The 15,389-nt window shown below is 38.4% G+C and carries 16 protein-coding genes and 1 pseudogene; 9 read left to right on the top strand and 8 right to left on the bottom strand.

The annotated features are described in order from the left end of the window. Positions 1-189: 189 nt before the first annotated feature. Positions 190-570 (top strand): hypothetical protein, encoded by a 381-nt coding sequence (locus WA249_RS14615; RefSeq protein WP_336169747.1) that lies wholly within the window; start codon positions 190-192, stop codon positions 568-570. A 39-nt stretch (positions 571-609) separates the two neighbouring features. Here the strand turns inward: WA249_RS14615 and rhlB are convergent, their stop codons facing one another. Beyond that, positions 610-1,761, bottom strand: a complete 1,152-nt coding sequence (gene rhlB, locus WA249_RS14610) for an ATP-dependent RNA helicase RhlB (protein ID WP_336169745.1) — start codon at positions 1,759-1,761, stop codon at positions 610-612. Positions 1,762-1,866: 105 nt separating this feature from the next. Further along, a complete protein-coding gene (locus tag WA249_RS14605) occupies positions 1,867-2,079 on the bottom strand; it encodes a cold-shock protein (RefSeq protein WP_016137578.1) in 213 nt (70 codons plus the stop codon). A gap of 376 nt (positions 2,080-2,455) precedes the next feature. Here WA249_RS14605 and WA249_RS14600 point away from each other — a divergent pair, with 376 nt between their 5' ends. The 5 genes from WA249_RS14600 to WA249_RS14580 all read left to right on the top strand — a co-directional run bounded on the left by WA249_RS14600 (position 2,456) and on the right by WA249_RS14580 (position 5,187). Further along, positions 2,456-2,701 carry a sulfurtransferase TusA family protein gene (locus WA249_RS14600; RefSeq protein ID WP_004643450.1) on the top strand — a complete coding sequence of 82 codons (246 nt, stop codon included), beginning with the start codon at positions 2,456-2,458 and terminating at the stop codon, positions 2,699-2,701. 133 nt (positions 2,702-2,834) lie between these two features. Further along, positions 2,835-3,701, top strand: coding sequence for an RNA polymerase sigma factor RpoH (gene rpoH / locus WA249_RS14595; protein WP_336169742.1), 867 nt, complete (start codon positions 2,835-2,837; stop codon positions 3,699-3,701). Positions 3,702-3,811: 110 nt separating this feature from the next. Beyond that, positions 3,812-4,177 (top strand): DUF423 domain-containing protein, encoded by a 366-nt coding sequence (locus WA249_RS14590; protein ID WP_016137575.1) that lies wholly within the window; start codon positions 3,812-3,814, stop codon positions 4,175-4,177. A gap of 13 nt (positions 4,178-4,190) precedes the next feature. Next, positions 4,191-4,388 (top strand): sulfur carrier protein ThiS, encoded by a 198-nt coding sequence (gene thiS / locus WA249_RS14585; protein WP_004791249.1) that lies wholly within the window; start codon positions 4,191-4,193, stop codon positions 4,386-4,388. 13 nt (positions 4,389-4,401) lie between these two features. Next, positions 4,402-5,187 carry a thiazole synthase gene (locus tag WA249_RS14580; protein WP_001154366.1) on the top strand — a complete coding sequence of 262 codons (786 nt, stop codon included), beginning with the start codon at positions 4,402-4,404 and terminating at the stop codon, positions 5,185-5,187. 137 nt (positions 5,188-5,324) lie between these two features. Here WA249_RS14580 and WA249_RS14575 read toward each other — a convergent pair whose 3' ends face one another. Continuing rightward, positions 5,325-5,948, bottom strand: coding sequence for an HD domain-containing protein (locus tag WA249_RS14575; RefSeq protein ID WP_336169738.1), 624 nt, complete (start codon positions 5,946-5,948; stop codon positions 5,325-5,327). Positions 5,949-5,967: 19 nt separating this feature from the next. Then, a complete protein-coding gene (yaaA, locus tag WA249_RS14570; RefSeq protein WP_336169736.1) occupies positions 5,968-6,741 on the bottom strand; it encodes a peroxide stress protein YaaA in 774 nt (257 codons plus the stop codon). 125 nt (positions 6,742-6,866) lie between these two features. On the opposite strand from yaaA, the gene WA249_RS14565 reads away from it, so the two are divergent. After that, complete coding sequence (locus WA249_RS14565) at positions 6,867-7,499, top strand: alpha/beta hydrolase (protein WP_016137571.1); 633 nt, start codon at positions 6,867-6,869, stop codon at positions 7,497-7,499. A 199-nt stretch (positions 7,500-7,698) separates the two neighbouring features. Continuing rightward, complete coding sequence (locus tag WA249_RS14560; RefSeq protein WP_336169733.1) at positions 7,699-8,655, top strand: ribonuclease Z; 957 nt, start codon at positions 7,699-7,701, stop codon at positions 8,653-8,655. A gap of 105 nt (positions 8,656-8,760) precedes the next feature. Here the strand turns inward: WA249_RS14560 and WA249_RS14555 are convergent, their stop codons facing one another. The 4 genes from WA249_RS14555 to pheA form a co-directional block, all read right to left on the bottom strand. Next, the gene (locus WA249_RS14555; RefSeq protein WP_336169732.1) at positions 8,761-10,221 is read right to left on the bottom strand and encodes an aminoacyl-histidine dipeptidase; all 1,461 of its coding nucleotides are present in this window, start codon (positions 10,219-10,221) and stop codon (positions 8,761-8,763) included. 171 nt (positions 10,222-10,392) lie between these two features. Further along, positions 10,393-10,776: a hypothetical protein gene (locus tag WA249_RS14550; RefSeq protein WP_336169731.1), complete on the bottom strand. Its 384-nt coding sequence runs from the start codon at positions 10,774-10,776 to the stop codon at positions 10,393-10,395. 127 nt (positions 10,777-10,903) lie between these two features. Then, positions 10,904-13,150 carry a bifunctional prephenate dehydrogenase/3-phosphoshikimate 1-carboxyvinyltransferase gene (locus tag WA249_RS14545; protein ID WP_336169730.1) on the bottom strand — a complete coding sequence of 749 codons (2,247 nt, stop codon included), beginning with the start codon at positions 13,148-13,150 and terminating at the stop codon, positions 10,904-10,906. Positions 13,151-13,257: 107 nt separating this feature from the next. Next, on the bottom strand, positions 13,258-14,367 hold the full coding sequence (gene pheA / locus WA249_RS14540; RefSeq protein ID WP_003650703.1) for a prephenate dehydratase: 1,110 nt from the start codon (positions 14,365-14,367) through the stop codon (positions 13,258-13,260). A gap of 184 nt (positions 14,368-14,551) precedes the next feature. Between pheA and WA249_RS14535 the strand changes: the two are divergent. Continuing rightward, positions 14,552-15,312 (top strand): annotated as a pseudogene (locus WA249_RS14535) (alpha/beta hydrolase). Positions 15,313-15,389 lie beyond the last annotated feature (77 nt).

Here is a 15,389-nt window from a genome sequence, read left to right as displayed (position 1 = left end):
AAATTCAAAATAGATTAGCATAATCTACATATAATCCACCATTGTATCTAGAACATAAAAATAACGAGTTCACGCTTTGACATTTTTCTAAGACAAAACATCAAAACTTATACAACGTCTTCAAAATCAATTAGAAAACTTGTGTTCAAATAGTGAGATCTTTTGACGATTAACGATATTAGGTGAAACATGAAAAAAATAATTTTAGCGAGTGCGTTGAGCAGTGTTGTTTTATTACTAGGTGCTTGTGCCACTACCCCTAAAAACACATTGGCTGTTCAAAAAGAAAATAATCAATTTGAAGTTACAGGCATTGGTAAAACAAATCTAATTGCAAAAAATAATGCGATTACTGCCGCTCAAAAAACTTGTTCAAAAAGCACCAGCCCTGTTGTGGTAGATGAAAAAACAACATACCACGGTGTATTAAAAGATGTAGTAAGCGAGAAAACAGGTCAAATGGTTGAAGCTGCTGCTGGTGTGATTGGCACCTTGACTGGTAAAAATGCATCTCTAGCAAAAGACGATGATTATCAAACAACCCTTACTTTCTATTGTAAAATTAATTAATCAAAAAAAATCCCAATCAGATGATTGGGATTTTTTTTATTAGCAATAACCATCTAATCGGGTTAATGGCAATTTCTTACCAATTGCTTTTTCAATTTCTGGCAAGTAAAAAGCATCATCTTCAGATAAGAAACTAATACTTACACCTTGTGACCCAGCACGACCTGTACGACCAATGCGGTGCACATAATCATCTGATTGCTCTGGTAAAGTATAGTTGATCACATGAGATACGCCATCAACATGAATACCACGGCCTGCAACATCCGTTGCGATCATGATATTATTTTTACCCTGTTTAAACTGGTCTAACATTTTTAAACGTTTATCTTGGGCAATTTCACCTGAAAGCATCCCGACCCGATACCCATCTCTCTTTAAATGATCATAAAGACGGCGTACTTGATCACGTCGATTCGCAAAAATCATCACTTTATCGATAGGTTCTTCACGCAAAATATCTTGCAGCAGACGATATTTATCTTGTTTAGCCACGACATAAACACGTTGTTCAACATCGTTATTAGTTTTTTGCTCAGGCTCAATTTCAACAGTGATTGGCTCAAACAACCATTGTCTCGCCAAGTTAAGCACGTCATAACTAAAAGTAGCCGAGAACATGAGGGTTTGACGTTCTTCTTTACGTGGGGAAAAACGCACAATACGTTTTACAGAAGGAATAAAACCCATGTCCAATAAGCGGTCAGCTTCATCAATGACAAGAAATTCAATTTGATCGAGCCAAACTTCTTTTTGTTCTACAAAATCAATTAGACGCCCAGGAGTGGCAACCATGATATCGACAAAATTAGCGTCTAGCTGTTTCTTTTGCTTATCAAAATCTACGCCACCTAACAGTGTCACGATGTGTAAATCTGAAAATTTTGTGAGTAATTTCGCATCGCTTTCAATTTGCAATGCCAACTCACGAGTAGGCGCCAAAATCAAGGCACGTGGCTCACCACGAAAACGCTGCCCTTGAATCGGGTTATGTAATAAGTCATTAATGACACTAATCAGGAAAGCAGCAGTTTTACCTGTTCCTGTTTGCGCTCTACCAATTGCATCATGCCCGCCCAACGTATATTTTAAAACCTTTTGCTGAATCGGGGTCATTTGCTTAAACCCTAAAGCATCAATCGCCTTTTTAAGTTGCGGATGTAAATTCAAGGTTTCAAAACCAGATGTCATAAATACGTGCTCTAACAAACAATCTCTCTAGTGAGAAGATCATTATAAACAAAAACGCCCCAATTCAAAAATTGGAGCGTCCATGATTCATCAAAAAATGATGAATTAGTCTAAAGGCTGAACATTTTCAGCTTGAAAACCTTTTTGACCTTGTACTACACTAAATTCTACGCGTTGACCATCACGTAAAGAACGGTGGCCGTCACCAGCGATTGCACGGAAATGAACGAATACATCGTCACCGCCGTTACGTTGAATAAAGCCAAAACCTTTAGTGTCGTTAAACCACTTTACTACGCCTTGTTCGCGAGCTGTCATAAGTCAATCCTCAGATGTTGAAAAAAGGACCTTCCGGTGTTGCAAACAGCAGAGCAAACAAGTGTTTAAAATATTTATAATCTTAAAGCTTGTAATCATTCTGTAAAACTATCAACAATTTCCGGTTACATCCATTTGTTATAAGATTTTTAAACCAATTTAAATGTGCGGTAAATCTTAAAACGGTTCGAGCTTACCATGGGTTTATGACAATTAATAGAATTTTTTTCAATTATTCCCCCTATTTTTTAGTCCTTTTTTTAAACAGCTTATTACAATATTTCTTATAGGTAATTGCTTGTTTCTTCTTTTATAAAATGTGCAGCGTTTATAAAAAAATTTGTTAGAATAATCTTTTTAGTTGTTTTGATGATGAATGACCAACACTTCTTCTACTACAGCACTTATTGAAATTAATGCCTTGGGCCAACCGTGTCCAATGCCGTTATTAATGCTAAAACGCGAACTGAAAAAAGTATCGGGTAAACAGCTATTCTTATTAAAATCTTCTGACCCTCATAGTGAAATAGATGTAACTCGTTACTGTGGTTTACATCATTTTATGTGTCAGACAACACATATATCCGAAAGAGAATTTCACTATTTAATTGAAACTCAATGATTCTTTGATAAACTAAAAGATTAGAAATTGCATAAAATTTTACATTTCTCTACCCAATTTTCCTTAATTATGAAGCTGATTCAAATTAAGATGAATTTATTGGTTATCCCATCCGATCCTACAAGGAGAAATCATGAGTGACAGCAGCAATCAATTGATGCCCCTGTCATTGTCTGCGCCCGGTGTAAACCTTGGTGCATATATCAGTACTGTCAATCAGATTCCTATTTTAACGGCCGAGCAAGAAAAAGAACTTGCTGATCGTTATTATTATGACCAAGATCTTGATGCCGCAAAAATGCTGGTAATGTCGCATTTACGTTTCGTCGTTCACATTGCGCGCAGCTATGCAGGTTATGGCCTACCACAAGGCGACCTTATTCAAGAAGGTAATTTAGGCTTAATGAAAGCCGTGAAGCGTTTCGACCCAAATATGGGCGTGCGTCTTGTATCTTTTGCCGTCCACTGGATTAAGGCAGAAATTCACGAATACGTTATTCGTAACTGGCGTATTGTCAAAATTGCAACGACCAAAGCTCAGCGTAAATTATTTTTCAATTTACGTAGTTTAAAAAAATCGAGTAAAAAATTAACGCTCGAAGAAGCTCAATCGATTGCGAATGACTTAAATGTTACTGCAGAACAAGTTCTGGAAATGGAAGGTCGTTTAACCGCTTATGATGCTGCTTTCGAAGCTCAAGGCGACGACGACGATGACACCCCACATACTGCACCTGCATTGTATCTTGAAGATAACCGCTACGATCCAGCTCGTTTAGTCGAAAATGAGGACTGGGAAGAGCAAAGTACATCTGCCCTACATGATGCAATGGATCAGTTAGATGACCGTTCGCGCAACATTTTACAACGTCGCTGGTTAGATGATGACAAGTCTACTCTCCACGAATTAGCGGCCGAATATAATGTATCAGCAGAACGTATTCGCCAGCTTGAAAAGAATGCAATGGAAAAAATTAAAATTGCCATGTCTGCAAGCTAAAATAAGTTTAAAAATAAAAGGGCGATTAGCCCTTTTGTTTTATCTGGCTATGTTTAGCCAACCCAATCTATGATAACGTTGCCCTTCATTATTCATTTGCGTTTTTTGTTATGTGGATTGCCATTTCAGCCCTTAATCTTGCCTTTGCAGTCATGTTGGGTGCTTTTGGAGCACATGGTCTTAAAGCTCATGCGAGTCCTGAGCAACTTGTTTGGTGGCATACTGCAACCGACTATTTTTTCTACCATGCTTTAGGTCTTCTAGCACTTGGTATTTTAAGCAAAGTCATCATTACGTTCCCCATTAAATTGCCGTTCATATTGATTCAGATCGGTATTTTATTCTTCTGTGGCTCACTCTATATCATGGCGCTTGGATTACCGCGAATTTTAGGGGCAATTACCCCAATTGGTGGAGCATTCATGATAGCTGGATGGCTCGTTTTGGCTTGGAATGCCCTCAAATACGCAAAATAATTGGAATGTGATCATGCAAATTTATTTAAATGGCGAATTAACGGACACGCCTTGTCAAAACCTGTTGCAACTTATTCAGGAAATGGCACTTGAAGGAAAACGATTTGCTGTCGAACACAATCAGCAAATCGTTTCTAAAAGCAAATTAGAGCAAATCACTATTGCTCAACATGACCGTATCGAAATTATTCACGCTGTTGGCGGCGGCTAAGTCGGAGTTATCCATGCAAGACACCCCTCTCATTATTGGTTCACGTTCTTTTCAATCTCGTTTATTGGTAGGAACTGGCAAATATAAAGACTTAAATGAAACAGATTTAGCCATTCAAGCGAGTGGTGCAGAAATCGTAACTGTCGCAATCCGCCGTGTGAATATTGGACAAAATCCAGATCAACCGAATTTACTCTCAGTTATTCCACCAGAAAAATATACAATTTTGCCAAATACCGCAGGTTGTTTTGATGCTGACAGCGCAGTACGTACTTGCATGTTAGCGCGTGAACTTCTAGACGGTCATAACTTGGTAAAACTTGAAGTTTTGGGCGATGAAAAAACCTTATATCCAAATGTAACCGAGACTTTAAAAGCGGCTCGTACTTTGATTGATGACGGTTTTGAGATTATGGTCTATACCTCTGATGACCCGATCATTGCTCAAGAACTTGAAAGTATGGGCTGTGTAGCGATCATGCCTTTAGGTAGTCTTATTGGTTCAGGTTTAGGTATCTTAAATCCTCACACTATTTCAATTATTAAAGAAAATGCAAAAGTACCCGTTTTGGTAGATGCAGGCGTTGGTACAGCAAGTGATGCAGCTATTGCTATGGAACTTGGTTGTGACGGCGTGCTAATGAATACAGCAATTGCAGCTGCTCAAAACCCTATTTTGATGGCTTCTGCAATGAAAAAAGCTGTTGAAGCGGGTCGTGAAGCATTTTTAGCGGGTCGTATGCCACGCAAACGTATGGCAAATGCAAGCTCACCAGAAACAGGTTATTTCTTTAAATAATTTATTTCTAAGGAATCACTCCTTTTTTCAGTGGTTCCTCTCTTCTCTTATGTAACCATTTCACTTTTCAAAAAAGACTAGAAATCTATATCACTTTATTTTAATCGACAGATCTAAATCCTTATATTTAGCTTAGGCTATTCTAATATTTGCTTTAAGTTCTGCTTGGCATTGAGCTCAAAATTCTTTTGGAAATAGCCAGTCTGATAAAGTGGCTCAGACTGATAAAAATGCACTAAAACTTCTTTTCGTTTAATTGAATATACTTCCGGATCGACCCAAGCATATTCCTGCTGAATTTGCTGTTCATATTGCATAAAACGCTCTGGGGCCGCTGCCAAAATAGCTAAATCTATGTCCAATAAAAACTGTAAATCCGTTTCATCGGTTGATATATGCTTTTGAGTAGCAAGAATCCAACGCTTTATTTTCTGAACTGTATTTACTGGTAAATCTTGAACCATACATTGTTCAAATAAATCAACACTCTTAAGCTCATTGTCTTTAGCTTGTGGGTCATAGATAACATCATGAAACCAAAGTGCCAATGCCACGGCATAAGGATCATTTAATTCTGATCGAATTGACTCAAGCAGATTTAAGCATTCATATATATGTTGAACAGTATGATAAGCCCGCTGCTTTTCACTATAAGCAGCGATGAGTATATTTAAGATTTTTTGCGGCTCAGAAAATTGATAATGCTGATGCAGCTCAAACCAAACATGTTCCAATTTTGATAAATAAAGCTGCATCATCATATCTTAACCATACTCAGGATTATTGTTCGTCCCGCTTAAATACCAGTTCTTTTGCTGATGAATTCTCAGCATCAAAGTAGTATCCATCGGTATTAAACGCTTTGATGTCTTCAGCTTTATTTAATTGGTTTTCAATCATAAAACGAGCCATTAAACCGCGTGCTTTTTTCGCATAGAAACTAATGACTTTATATTTACCATTTTTCTGATCAAGGAAAACAGGCTTAACAATTTCAGCCTTAATTTTCTTCTCATTGACCGATTTGTAATACTCATCTGAAGCTAGGTTTACAAGTAATTCAGAATTTATTACTGCCAAATCTTCATTAATCTGGTTTGTGATAATTTCACCCCAGAACTCATACAAATTATGGCCACGTAAATTTTTTAATTTAGTACCCATCTCAAGACGATAAGGCATCATTAAATCTAAAGGACGCAATAAACCATATAAGCCAGATAGCATACGTAAATGCTGCTGTGCAAAATCAATATCTTTATCGTTTAAATGGTATGCATTTAAACCCGTATATACGTCACCTTTAAATGCATAAATTGCCTGACGAGCATTTGAAAAATCAAACTCGGGCTTCCAATCTCTAAATCGGTCTGCATTCAATGTGGCAATTTTTTCACTGACACTCATTAAGCTCGCAATTTCCGAAGCAGAAAGTTTACGGCTAACATCAATTAATTGTGCTGAGTGTTTTAACAAGCGAGGTTGAGTAAACTCATCTGTAGGTAACGCTGTTTCATAATCCAAAGTTTTTGCAGGAGAAATTAAAGCAAGCATACATAACCTGAAAAAATTATTCTTAATACCAACTATAACAGTAGATATTTTTTAATGCTAACTCGTGTTTTCAATGACGACTATCGGTAAAATAGCATCACGTATTGTTATTTAGCGGTTCTTATATGTCTGAGCAAACTTTCATCCAGGGTCCAGTAGGTAAAATTGAACTTTTCGTTGACCGCCCTGAAGGTGAAATCAAAGGCTTTGCGGTAGTTTGTCATCCGCATCCATTGCAAGGTGGAACCCCTCAACATAAAGTCCCTGTCCTGTTAACCCAAATCTTTAATGAATATGGTTGCATTGTTTACCGTCCTAGCTTCCGTGGGTTAGGCGGCAGTGAAGGTATTCATGATGAAGGCCATGGTGAGACTGAAGATATCTTAGCTGTAATTGAACATGTTCGTAAGCTTCACGAAGGTCTACCGTTCTATGCAGGTGGCTTTAGTTTCGGTTCACATGTTATGGCAAAATGCTTTGCACAGCTTAATCCTGAATTACGACCTGTACAGTTAATTTTATGTGGTTTACCAACGGCTACTGTAGTGGGCTTGCGCCACTATAAAACTCCTGAAATTCAAGGTGATATTCTACTCATTCATGGTGAGCAAGATGACATTACCTTACTTTCAGATGCTATTGCATGGGCAAAACCACAGAAGCATCCAATTACGATTTTACCAGGCGCCAATCACTTCTTTACAGGCTATTTAAAACAGCTTCGTCAAATCATTACACGCTTTATTATCATGAAATAAACTGTAATTTGATGGGCATAGATTGAGTCTATGTCCATCATTTCATACGCCCTGTAACTACTAAAAATTACTCCAACTTAATCCAAAACGAGCCAAACATTTTTTCACTCGGTCGCTATTATTTATTCATCATAATTTCGATAAAATTTTATAAGTGCCTATAATAGGCAATACTTATTTTTCTAAAAATTCCAAAAATATGCTTCATTTTACTTTTTTAGGCACATCTTCAGGTGTACCCACCCTGACACGTAATGTTTCAGGATTAGCAGTCCGCAACAGTAAAAATAAGGACTGGGTTTTAATTGATGCTGGTGAAGGTACTCAGCACCGCATTCAGCAAGCCAGACTTTCTCTACAAAACCTAGTTGCTATTTGTATTACACACGTTCACGGCGACCATTGTTATGGCCTAGTTGGTTTACTGGCAAGCGCAGGCATGAATGCACGTACTAAACCATTAATAGTGATTGCACCGAAAGAAATTGAACAATGGTTTAACATCACTGCTCAACTTACAGATTTGCATTTACCCTATCCAATTAAATTTATTGATGTTAATGAAGCAATCGAGCCACAGCAGATCACCGATGAATTATTAGTTCAGGGACATCCATTAAGCCATCGTGTTCCAAGTTTTGCCTTTAGCATTTATATGAAATCTACCCAGAAGAAGTTAGATATCCAAACTTTAACTCAGCTTGGTGTACCCAAAGGCGATATGTGGGGTCATTTAAAACGAGGCTACAATGTTGAATTTGAGGGACAAACTTTAAAAGCTCAAGACTTTATCAAAATTCAAAATCAACAAGTTCATGCAATTATAGGTGGCGATAATGACCAACCTGAACTATTAACTGATGCTTGCAAAGATGCTCAACTCCTTATTCACGAATCGACTTACTTGCAAACGGTTTTAGATAAAGTAGGCAAAGGCCCTATGCATAGCTCAGCAAAAATGGTAGCTGAATTTGCAGAACAACAATCTCTGGATAATTTAATTCTGACTCATTTTAGCCCTAGACATCAGGATAAAGCTGGGCAGCAAGCTATTGCCGAAGAAGTTCGTCAGTTTTATAAAGGTCATTTTTATTTAGCAAATGATTTTGATCAGTTTACTTTAAGTGAAACAGGGCAACTTCTAAAAATCGAGTAAACTTATATCCGTTGTGATTTTAAATTCACCGAGTTAAGTCCAGATCATTTTCATGTAAAGATTAAAGTTTAAGAAGCTCATGATTGAGCTTCTTATTTGTAAAAACTACTCTACAGATGCCAAAGCCGTTACCAATAGCTTCCAGCATTTCTCTACGGTCTCCACTTTGACTCGTTCACCCGGTGCATGCGCACCTTGAATATCCGGTCCAAACGATACCATCTGTAAATCTGGATAATGTTCAGCAATAATCCCACACTCTAAACCCGCATGAATTACTTTTAGATTCGGCTCAATATTAAATGCTTTTTGATAGGCCTGCTGTAGGCATTTTAGAGCAGCCGAGTCAGGATTTGGTGTCCAACCTGAAACTAACGGTGTGAGTGCAGAAGCGATATTAAACTGACTAAAATGTGCCTGAATTTTTTCTGCAAAATCTTGAGCTTTTTGATTCACCATTGAGCGAACCATTAAAACAGCTTTTCCACCTTCTCGATTTAGTTTTACCACCCCAATATTATTTGAAGTCTCAACTACGTCTGGTAAAGCTTGACTCATATTTGCAACACCGTAAGGACTTGTTGCCAAAGCTTGCAACCACTCGTTTTGCTGTTGCTGAGTAATCACTTGATTCGTTTCAACGCTAGTAGGTTGAATAGTTAATTGCAGATTGTCATCAATACTTTGTAGCTGTTTTTTCCATGCTGTTTGATATTCAGAGAGTAATTTTTCTAATTCGGATAATTGGTTAGACGAAATTGCAATGGTTGCTACTGCTTCCCGAGGTAAAGCATTACGAGCTGTACCACCTGTAAACTCAACAAGTCGTCCACAAAGTTTTGCTAAATACTCATTTAAAAAGCGGGCCAGAATAACGTTGGCATTGCCACGTCCTAAATGAATATCTACGCCAGAGTGACCACCTTTAAGACCAGTCACCTGAATATTCACAATATTCAAATTTGTAGGGATTGGTTCATAACTAAGCTGCTGCTCTACTTCAACATCAATACTGCCAGCACATCCGAGATATAACTCGCCCCACTCTTCTGTATCAATATTAAATAACCATTTTCCTTTTAATACACCTGCCTGTAAAAGCCGTGCACCACTCATACCTGCTTCTTCATCAACTGTTAAAAGAACTTCAATTGGCCCATGAGCAATATCATTTGAATCTAATACAGCTAAAGCTAGGGCTACCCCAATGCCATTATCAGCACCTAAAGTGGTGTCTTTGGCAATCAACCAACCATCTTCAAGGACTGGACGAATTGGGTCTTTAAAGAAGTCATGTACTGTACCAGTATTGGCTTGGGTGACCATATCTAAATGGCCTTGAAGAATGACTCCAGATACATGTTCTTTACCCACAGTCGCATTCTTACGGATAATCAAATTCCCAACTTCATCTACGTAAGTTTCTAGATTTCGACTTTGCGCCCAGTTTTGTAAAAACTCACGAAGCTGTTGTTCATGCTTTGATGGACGAGGAATAGTGCAAAGTGTTTGAAAATGCTGCCAAACCACTTGAGGAGATAGCGCCGCAATATCAACTTGTGTCATGAAAACCACACTCTAATTATGTAAATATCGTAATAATTTCAATATACACAATGCATTAAAGATAGGTAGGAATTTCAGGAAAGATTTTGTATTTTTATCTTTAATCTAAAGAGATGGTACGACTTTTCTAAAAAGCCGCACTTCATAAATAAGTCTTAACAGGTGTATGTTTTAGTTTTTCCATTCAAATGCTGAGAAACTCTGATCGGCTTTCAAACTATTTTCAACTGCCTGTGCAAGCTGACGAATGATGCTTTGTGTTTCAATCTTTTCAAACCAATCTTGCTCTTCATCAGGATTGGCAGAGATTTCACACATTAAATGCCCTTCATGGTCTGTTTTCTGACAAGTAATCGACAAGGGTAAAAGATGATTATCAATACTCACTTCTACTTTTTCATGTTCATGCACAATGTGCTGTGCATCAAAGCCATAATGTCCCAATTGTTTAAATAATAAAGCCGCTACATATTCTTGAGTGATATGGCATTCATTTGGCGGATGATCGAGCACCCCATGTTCTGGGCAACTGGCAATAAATTGTAATTTTTTCATCCTTTGTCCTAACACTTTTATCATTATCTGCGCTTAGCATAAGCAATAAACAAACAGCAGCCAAGCCTTTAGCCCGCTGCTGCCGTTGCTATTGTGTTAGCAATTATAAAATGTGTTAGGTAAAAAGTTATTGGCTAACTTCGATCGTTAAGCCTGCACGATTCGCCAACTCAGTGAAAGTTGGGAAGCTTGTCGCCACAGTTTCAGTACCCTGAATCGTAATCGGACCAGAATTACGAAGGCCTGCCATACTAAAGCTCATGGCAATACGGTGGTCATGGTGTGATTCAACTTCACCACCTGTAAAGATTGGCGACCAGTCACCAGCCTTACCCTTACCTTCGATAATGATGCCATCATCAGTTGGCGTGCAGTCAATGCCCATAATTTTTAAGCCGTCTGCCATGACCTGAATACGGTCAGATTCTTTCACGCGAAGTTCTGCCGCACCAGTCAATACCGTTTGGCCTTCGGCACAAGCTGCTGCAATAAATAAAGCTGGGAATTCATCAATTGCTAAAGGCACTTGGTCTTCTGGCATATGAATGCCTTTAAGGGTGCGTGAGCCTTTAATATGAATATCAGCAATAGGTTCACCACCGGCAATACGCTCATTTTCAACAGTCAGGTCAGCACCCATCTGTTTTAAAATTTCAATTACGCCCGTACGTGTTGGGTTAATACCTACAGCTTCCAGAACAACATCGGAACCTTCAGTAATTGCAGCACCTACCATAAAGAAAGCAGCAGATGAAATGTCTGATGGTACTTGAATGTCAGTACCTACTAATTTACCACCACCCACTAGAGAGATCTTGTTACCTTCGGTTTTAACATCATAACCAAATGCACGAAGCATGCGCTCTGTATGGTCACGAGTTGGCTCTGGTTCGGTAACAGAGATTTCACCTTCTGCCCATAAGCCCGCAAGTAAAATACCAGACTTCACTTGAGCAGATGCCATAGGTAAATCGTATTGAATCGCTTTTAATTGTTGACCACCAGTAATGCTTACAGGTGGTGTACCTTTCTCACCTGTAGTCTGAATTTGCGCACCCATTAAACGTAATGGCTTAGCAATACGCTCCATTGGACGTTTAGAAAGTGACGCATCACCCGTCATCACTGAATCAAATTTTTGCGCTGATAACATGCCTGAAAGTAAACGCATGCTTGTACCAGAGTTACCCATATACAAGGCACTTGCTGGCGCTTTTAAACCATGCATGCCTACGCCATGAATGGTCACTTCACCATTTTTTGGGCCTTCAATGCTTACGCCCATATCACGGAAAGCTTGCAAAGTTGCCAAAGCATCTTCACCTTCAAGAAAGCCCGTTACATGGGTAGTGCCTTCGGCAATAGCACCAAACATAATCGAGCGATGTGACACAGATTTGTCACCCGGTACGGTAAATTTACCTTTAAAAGTTTTATTTCCCGGTAAGATACTGAATTGCTGTGTCACCTTATTTTTCTCCATTAAAGGTTTTTTGGCTAACATATGATTGAAATGTTGACGTGCTGCTTGAGCATGACCGAGCAATCCCATTAATGCATGAGAATCTTCGTTTTCAATCAATTTTCTAAGTACAGTAAGTTGCTTTTCGAAGCCATCTACAGCATTTAATATTGCTGTTTTATTGGCAAAGAAAATGTCATGCCACATTTGAGGATCACTAGCCGCAATCCGCGAAAAATCACGAAAGCCACCCGCTGCATAGCGGAAAATATCGAAATTATCTTCACGGTTTGCAAGTTGCTCAACCAGATTAAATGCCATTAAATGTGGTAAATGACTGGTGTGCGCCAGCACTTCATCATGCTTGGCAACATCCATACAAATGACTTCAGCTTTAGCTGCTGACCAAAGTTGAATCAGTTTATCAACAGCCCATTCTGCGCTTGTTGGTAACGGCGTTAAAATTACTTTGTGATTTGCAAATAGGTCAACCTTACCTGCATGAACACCCGTGTGTTCACTACCCGCGATAGGGTGCCCTGGTACAAAACCTGCTGGTAAATTTTCACCAAATACAGCTTTTGCTGCATCAACGACATTACCTTTTGTACTTCCCACATCAGTTATAATCGTGGTTTCTGACAAATAAGGTTTAATCTGCTCAAGCACTTTTTGCGTAGCGCGCACTGGCAAGGCTAAAACGACTAAGTCAGCCCCTTTCACGGCTTCAACAGGATCAGAAAATCCTTCTTCTATTAAGCCAAGTGATTTTGCATCTTCTAAAGTTTTCTGTGAACGTGTAGATGCAACAACTGTTGTGGCCAACTTTTCTGCAACAATAACACGAGCTAAACTCGACCCGATGAGTCCTAAACCAATAAATGCAACTTTTTTAAATAGGGGTTGTGACATAACTTCAACTTTGCTTTTGCTCAAAGATATTTAAACCATTGAGCAATTTGTTTTTAAGCATAATGACATGCTTATCTTGATACATGTCATTATTCCAACATAAGTGATTACAGAACAGCGGCAGGATAAGAACCTAAAATACGAATCTCTTTCACCATTGGGCGAATATCATTAATCGCAGCAGCAACATTCTCTTGTTCGATATGACCTTCTAAATCGATAAAGAATACATATGCCCACTTTTCAGGTAATGCTGGACGAGTCTCAATACTTGTTAAGCTAATATTATGTTTTGCAAATGGCGCTAAAATTTCTAATAAAGCACCCGCACGATCATGTGCTGAAATCAATAACGATGTTTTATCATTGCCACTTTGTGGAATTTTTTCACGGCCGATCACTAAGAAACGAGTTGTATTCTCTGGATTATCTTCAATATTGCTATGCAAGATTTCAAGGTTATACATACCTGCGGCAATATCAGATGCGATCGCTGCCGAATGCCATTCGTTGCGAATACGGCGCGCAGCTTCTGCATTCGAGTTTAAAGCAACACGCTCAACACCCGGATAATGTGCATCTAACCATTGGCGACATTGTGCCAAAGTTTGCTGATGCGCATAAATCTGCTTAATACTGTCTTTACGTGTATTTTCAGAAACAAGAAATTGATGATGAATACGTAATTCAACTTCACCAATCACATTTAAATTCGATGTTTTAAAGCAATCTAAGGTATGGTTTACAACACCTTCAGATGAGTTCTCAACGGGAACTACACCGTAATGTGCACTACCTGCTTCCACTTCACGGAAGACTTCATCAATCGTTGGAAGTGGGCGTACAACCGCATCTTTACCAAAATGTTTAAGCACAGCAGATTGAGTAAAAGTACCTTCTGGCCCTAAAAATGCAATACTTTGCGGTGCTTCTAAAGCAAGGCAAGCAGACATAATTTCACGGAACAAACGCGCCATGGTTACATCAGACAAAGGACCTTGGTTACGCTCCATAACTTTACGCAACACTTGCGCTTCACGTTCAGGACGATAAAACAAAGGATTCTCTTCGGAAGCAAATTTAGCTTTCGCAACAGCTTCAGCAAGGCTTGCGCGTCGATTTAATAATTCTTGAATCTGTTGATCCACGCTATCAATATCTTCGCGAATTTGTTCTAAACTAAGAGAAGTCGTTTTGTTTTGATCATCGTTGATCATTAGAATGCAGCCTCAGTAAAATCATCTTTTAAACGAGAGTATAACAATAGTCTGCTTTGATTTGTTAGGCAATATAGCTGTAAGAGCTTTTTTCATTAACCTTTTTGCGCACATTCCCTGAATTGCTTTATTTGATAATGATTTTCATTTATCATTTGTGTAATAAATTTTATTATTCCCCATTATGCATAAATCATTTTTCTTTTTACCTTGCTGTTTTCTTTTGAGCTCATTAATAAGCGGCTCTGTTTTGGCTCAAACTTCTACACAAAATCAATCAAAAATCGTTTTTCAAAATAATCAGGCACAATTTCAAATTAAATCTAAAAATACAGGCCATGATTATCTTATTCAAATTTATAAACCACCCGTTGCCCCACCCCAACAGGGTTATCCAGTACTTTATATATTAGACGGAAATGCAACCTTTCCAAGTGCTGCCAATATTGCCCAGTCTATTGGGGCAGGTTCTGCAAAATTAGGCCTAGACCCACTCATAATAGTCAACAACAGAGTCTATATGGACATTCTTTTGGAGGCTTATTGGTTCTTTATCATTTTTTTCAAAAGCCAAATGCATTCCAACGTTACTTTGCTGCAAGCCCTTCTCTTTGGTTTGATCAAGGCATGCTATTTCAAAAATTAAACTATTGGCAGAGTCAAAAACAAAGCAACTCTCCGATGCTTTTGACCACGGTCGGTACACATGAGCAAGGAGGACCCCGTACTCAACTTGATAATAAATTTAACGAAACAGATTTCTTTAAAGCTCTGGAAAATAAACGTTCAGATCAATTTACTTATTGGCATTTTTATAACCCGGCTGAACAACACATTACAAATTTGTATGCAAGTCTACCAAAAGCACTTATGTTTGCTTCTTGCAAAGACCTAGAAAGCTGTAAATCTTTATTTGATGGGCCATTACAGCAGCCAGCCAAGTAAAACATAATTACATTTGAAGCTGATTATTTCATTATTCTTAAAGATAGACCTCTTAATGCATAGATTGGTTATACTGA

Origin of the sequence: Acinetobacter sp. 161(2023), assembly GCF_037027805.1 — a bacterium.
Classification (GTDB): Bacteria; Pseudomonadota; Gammaproteobacteria; order Pseudomonadales; family Moraxellaceae; genus Acinetobacter.
This window is presented reverse-complemented; position numbering and strand designations above follow the sequence as displayed.

Coding starts and splice junctions, on each gene's coding strand:
- WA249_RS14615 (WP_336169747.1), top strand. CDS start 190: ATGAAAAAAATAATTTTAGCGAGTGCGTTGAGCAGTGTTGTTTTATTA.
- rhlB (WP_336169745.1), bottom strand. CDS start 1,761: ATGACATCTGGTTTTGAAACCTTGAATTTACATCCGCAACTTAAAAAG.
- WA249_RS14605 (WP_016137578.1), bottom strand. CDS start 2,079: ATGACAGCTCGCGAACAAGGCGTAGTAAAGTGGTTTAACGACACTAAA.
- WA249_RS14600 (WP_004643450.1), top strand. CDS start 2,456: ATGACCAACACTTCTTCTACTACAGCACTTATTGAAATTAATGCCTTG.
- rpoH (WP_336169742.1), top strand. CDS start 2,835: ATGAGTGACAGCAGCAATCAATTGATGCCCCTGTCATTGTCTGCGCCC.
- WA249_RS14590 (WP_016137575.1), top strand. CDS start 3,812: ATGTGGATTGCCATTTCAGCCCTTAATCTTGCCTTTGCAGTCATGTTG.
- thiS (WP_004791249.1), top strand. CDS start 4,191: ATGCAAATTTATTTAAATGGCGAATTAACGGACACGCCTTGTCAAAAC.
- WA249_RS14580 (WP_001154366.1), top strand. CDS start 4,402: ATGCAAGACACCCCTCTCATTATTGGTTCACGTTCTTTTCAATCTCGT.
- WA249_RS14575 (WP_336169738.1), bottom strand. CDS start 5,948: ATGATGATGCAGCTTTATTTATCAAAATTGGAACATGTTTGGTTTGAG.
- yaaA (WP_336169736.1), bottom strand. CDS start 6,741: ATGCTTGCTTTAATTTCTCCTGCAAAAACTTTGGATTATGAAACAGCG.
- WA249_RS14565 (WP_016137571.1), top strand. CDS start 6,867: ATGTCTGAGCAAACTTTCATCCAGGGTCCAGTAGGTAAAATTGAACTT.
- WA249_RS14560 (WP_336169733.1), top strand. CDS start 7,699: ATGCTTCATTTTACTTTTTTAGGCACATCTTCAGGTGTACCCACCCTG.
- WA249_RS14555 (WP_336169732.1), bottom strand. CDS start 10,221: ATGACACAAGTTGATATTGCGGCGCTATCTCCTCAAGTGGTTTGGCAG.
- WA249_RS14550 (WP_336169731.1), bottom strand. CDS start 10,776: ATGAAAAAATTACAATTTATTGCCAGTTGCCCAGAACATGGGGTGCTC.
- WA249_RS14545 (WP_336169730.1), bottom strand. CDS start 13,150: ATGTCACAACCCCTATTTAAAAAAGTTGCATTTATTGGTTTAGGACTC.
- pheA (WP_003650703.1), bottom strand. CDS start 14,367: ATGATCAACGATGATCAAAACAAAACGACTTCTCTTAGTTTAGAACAA.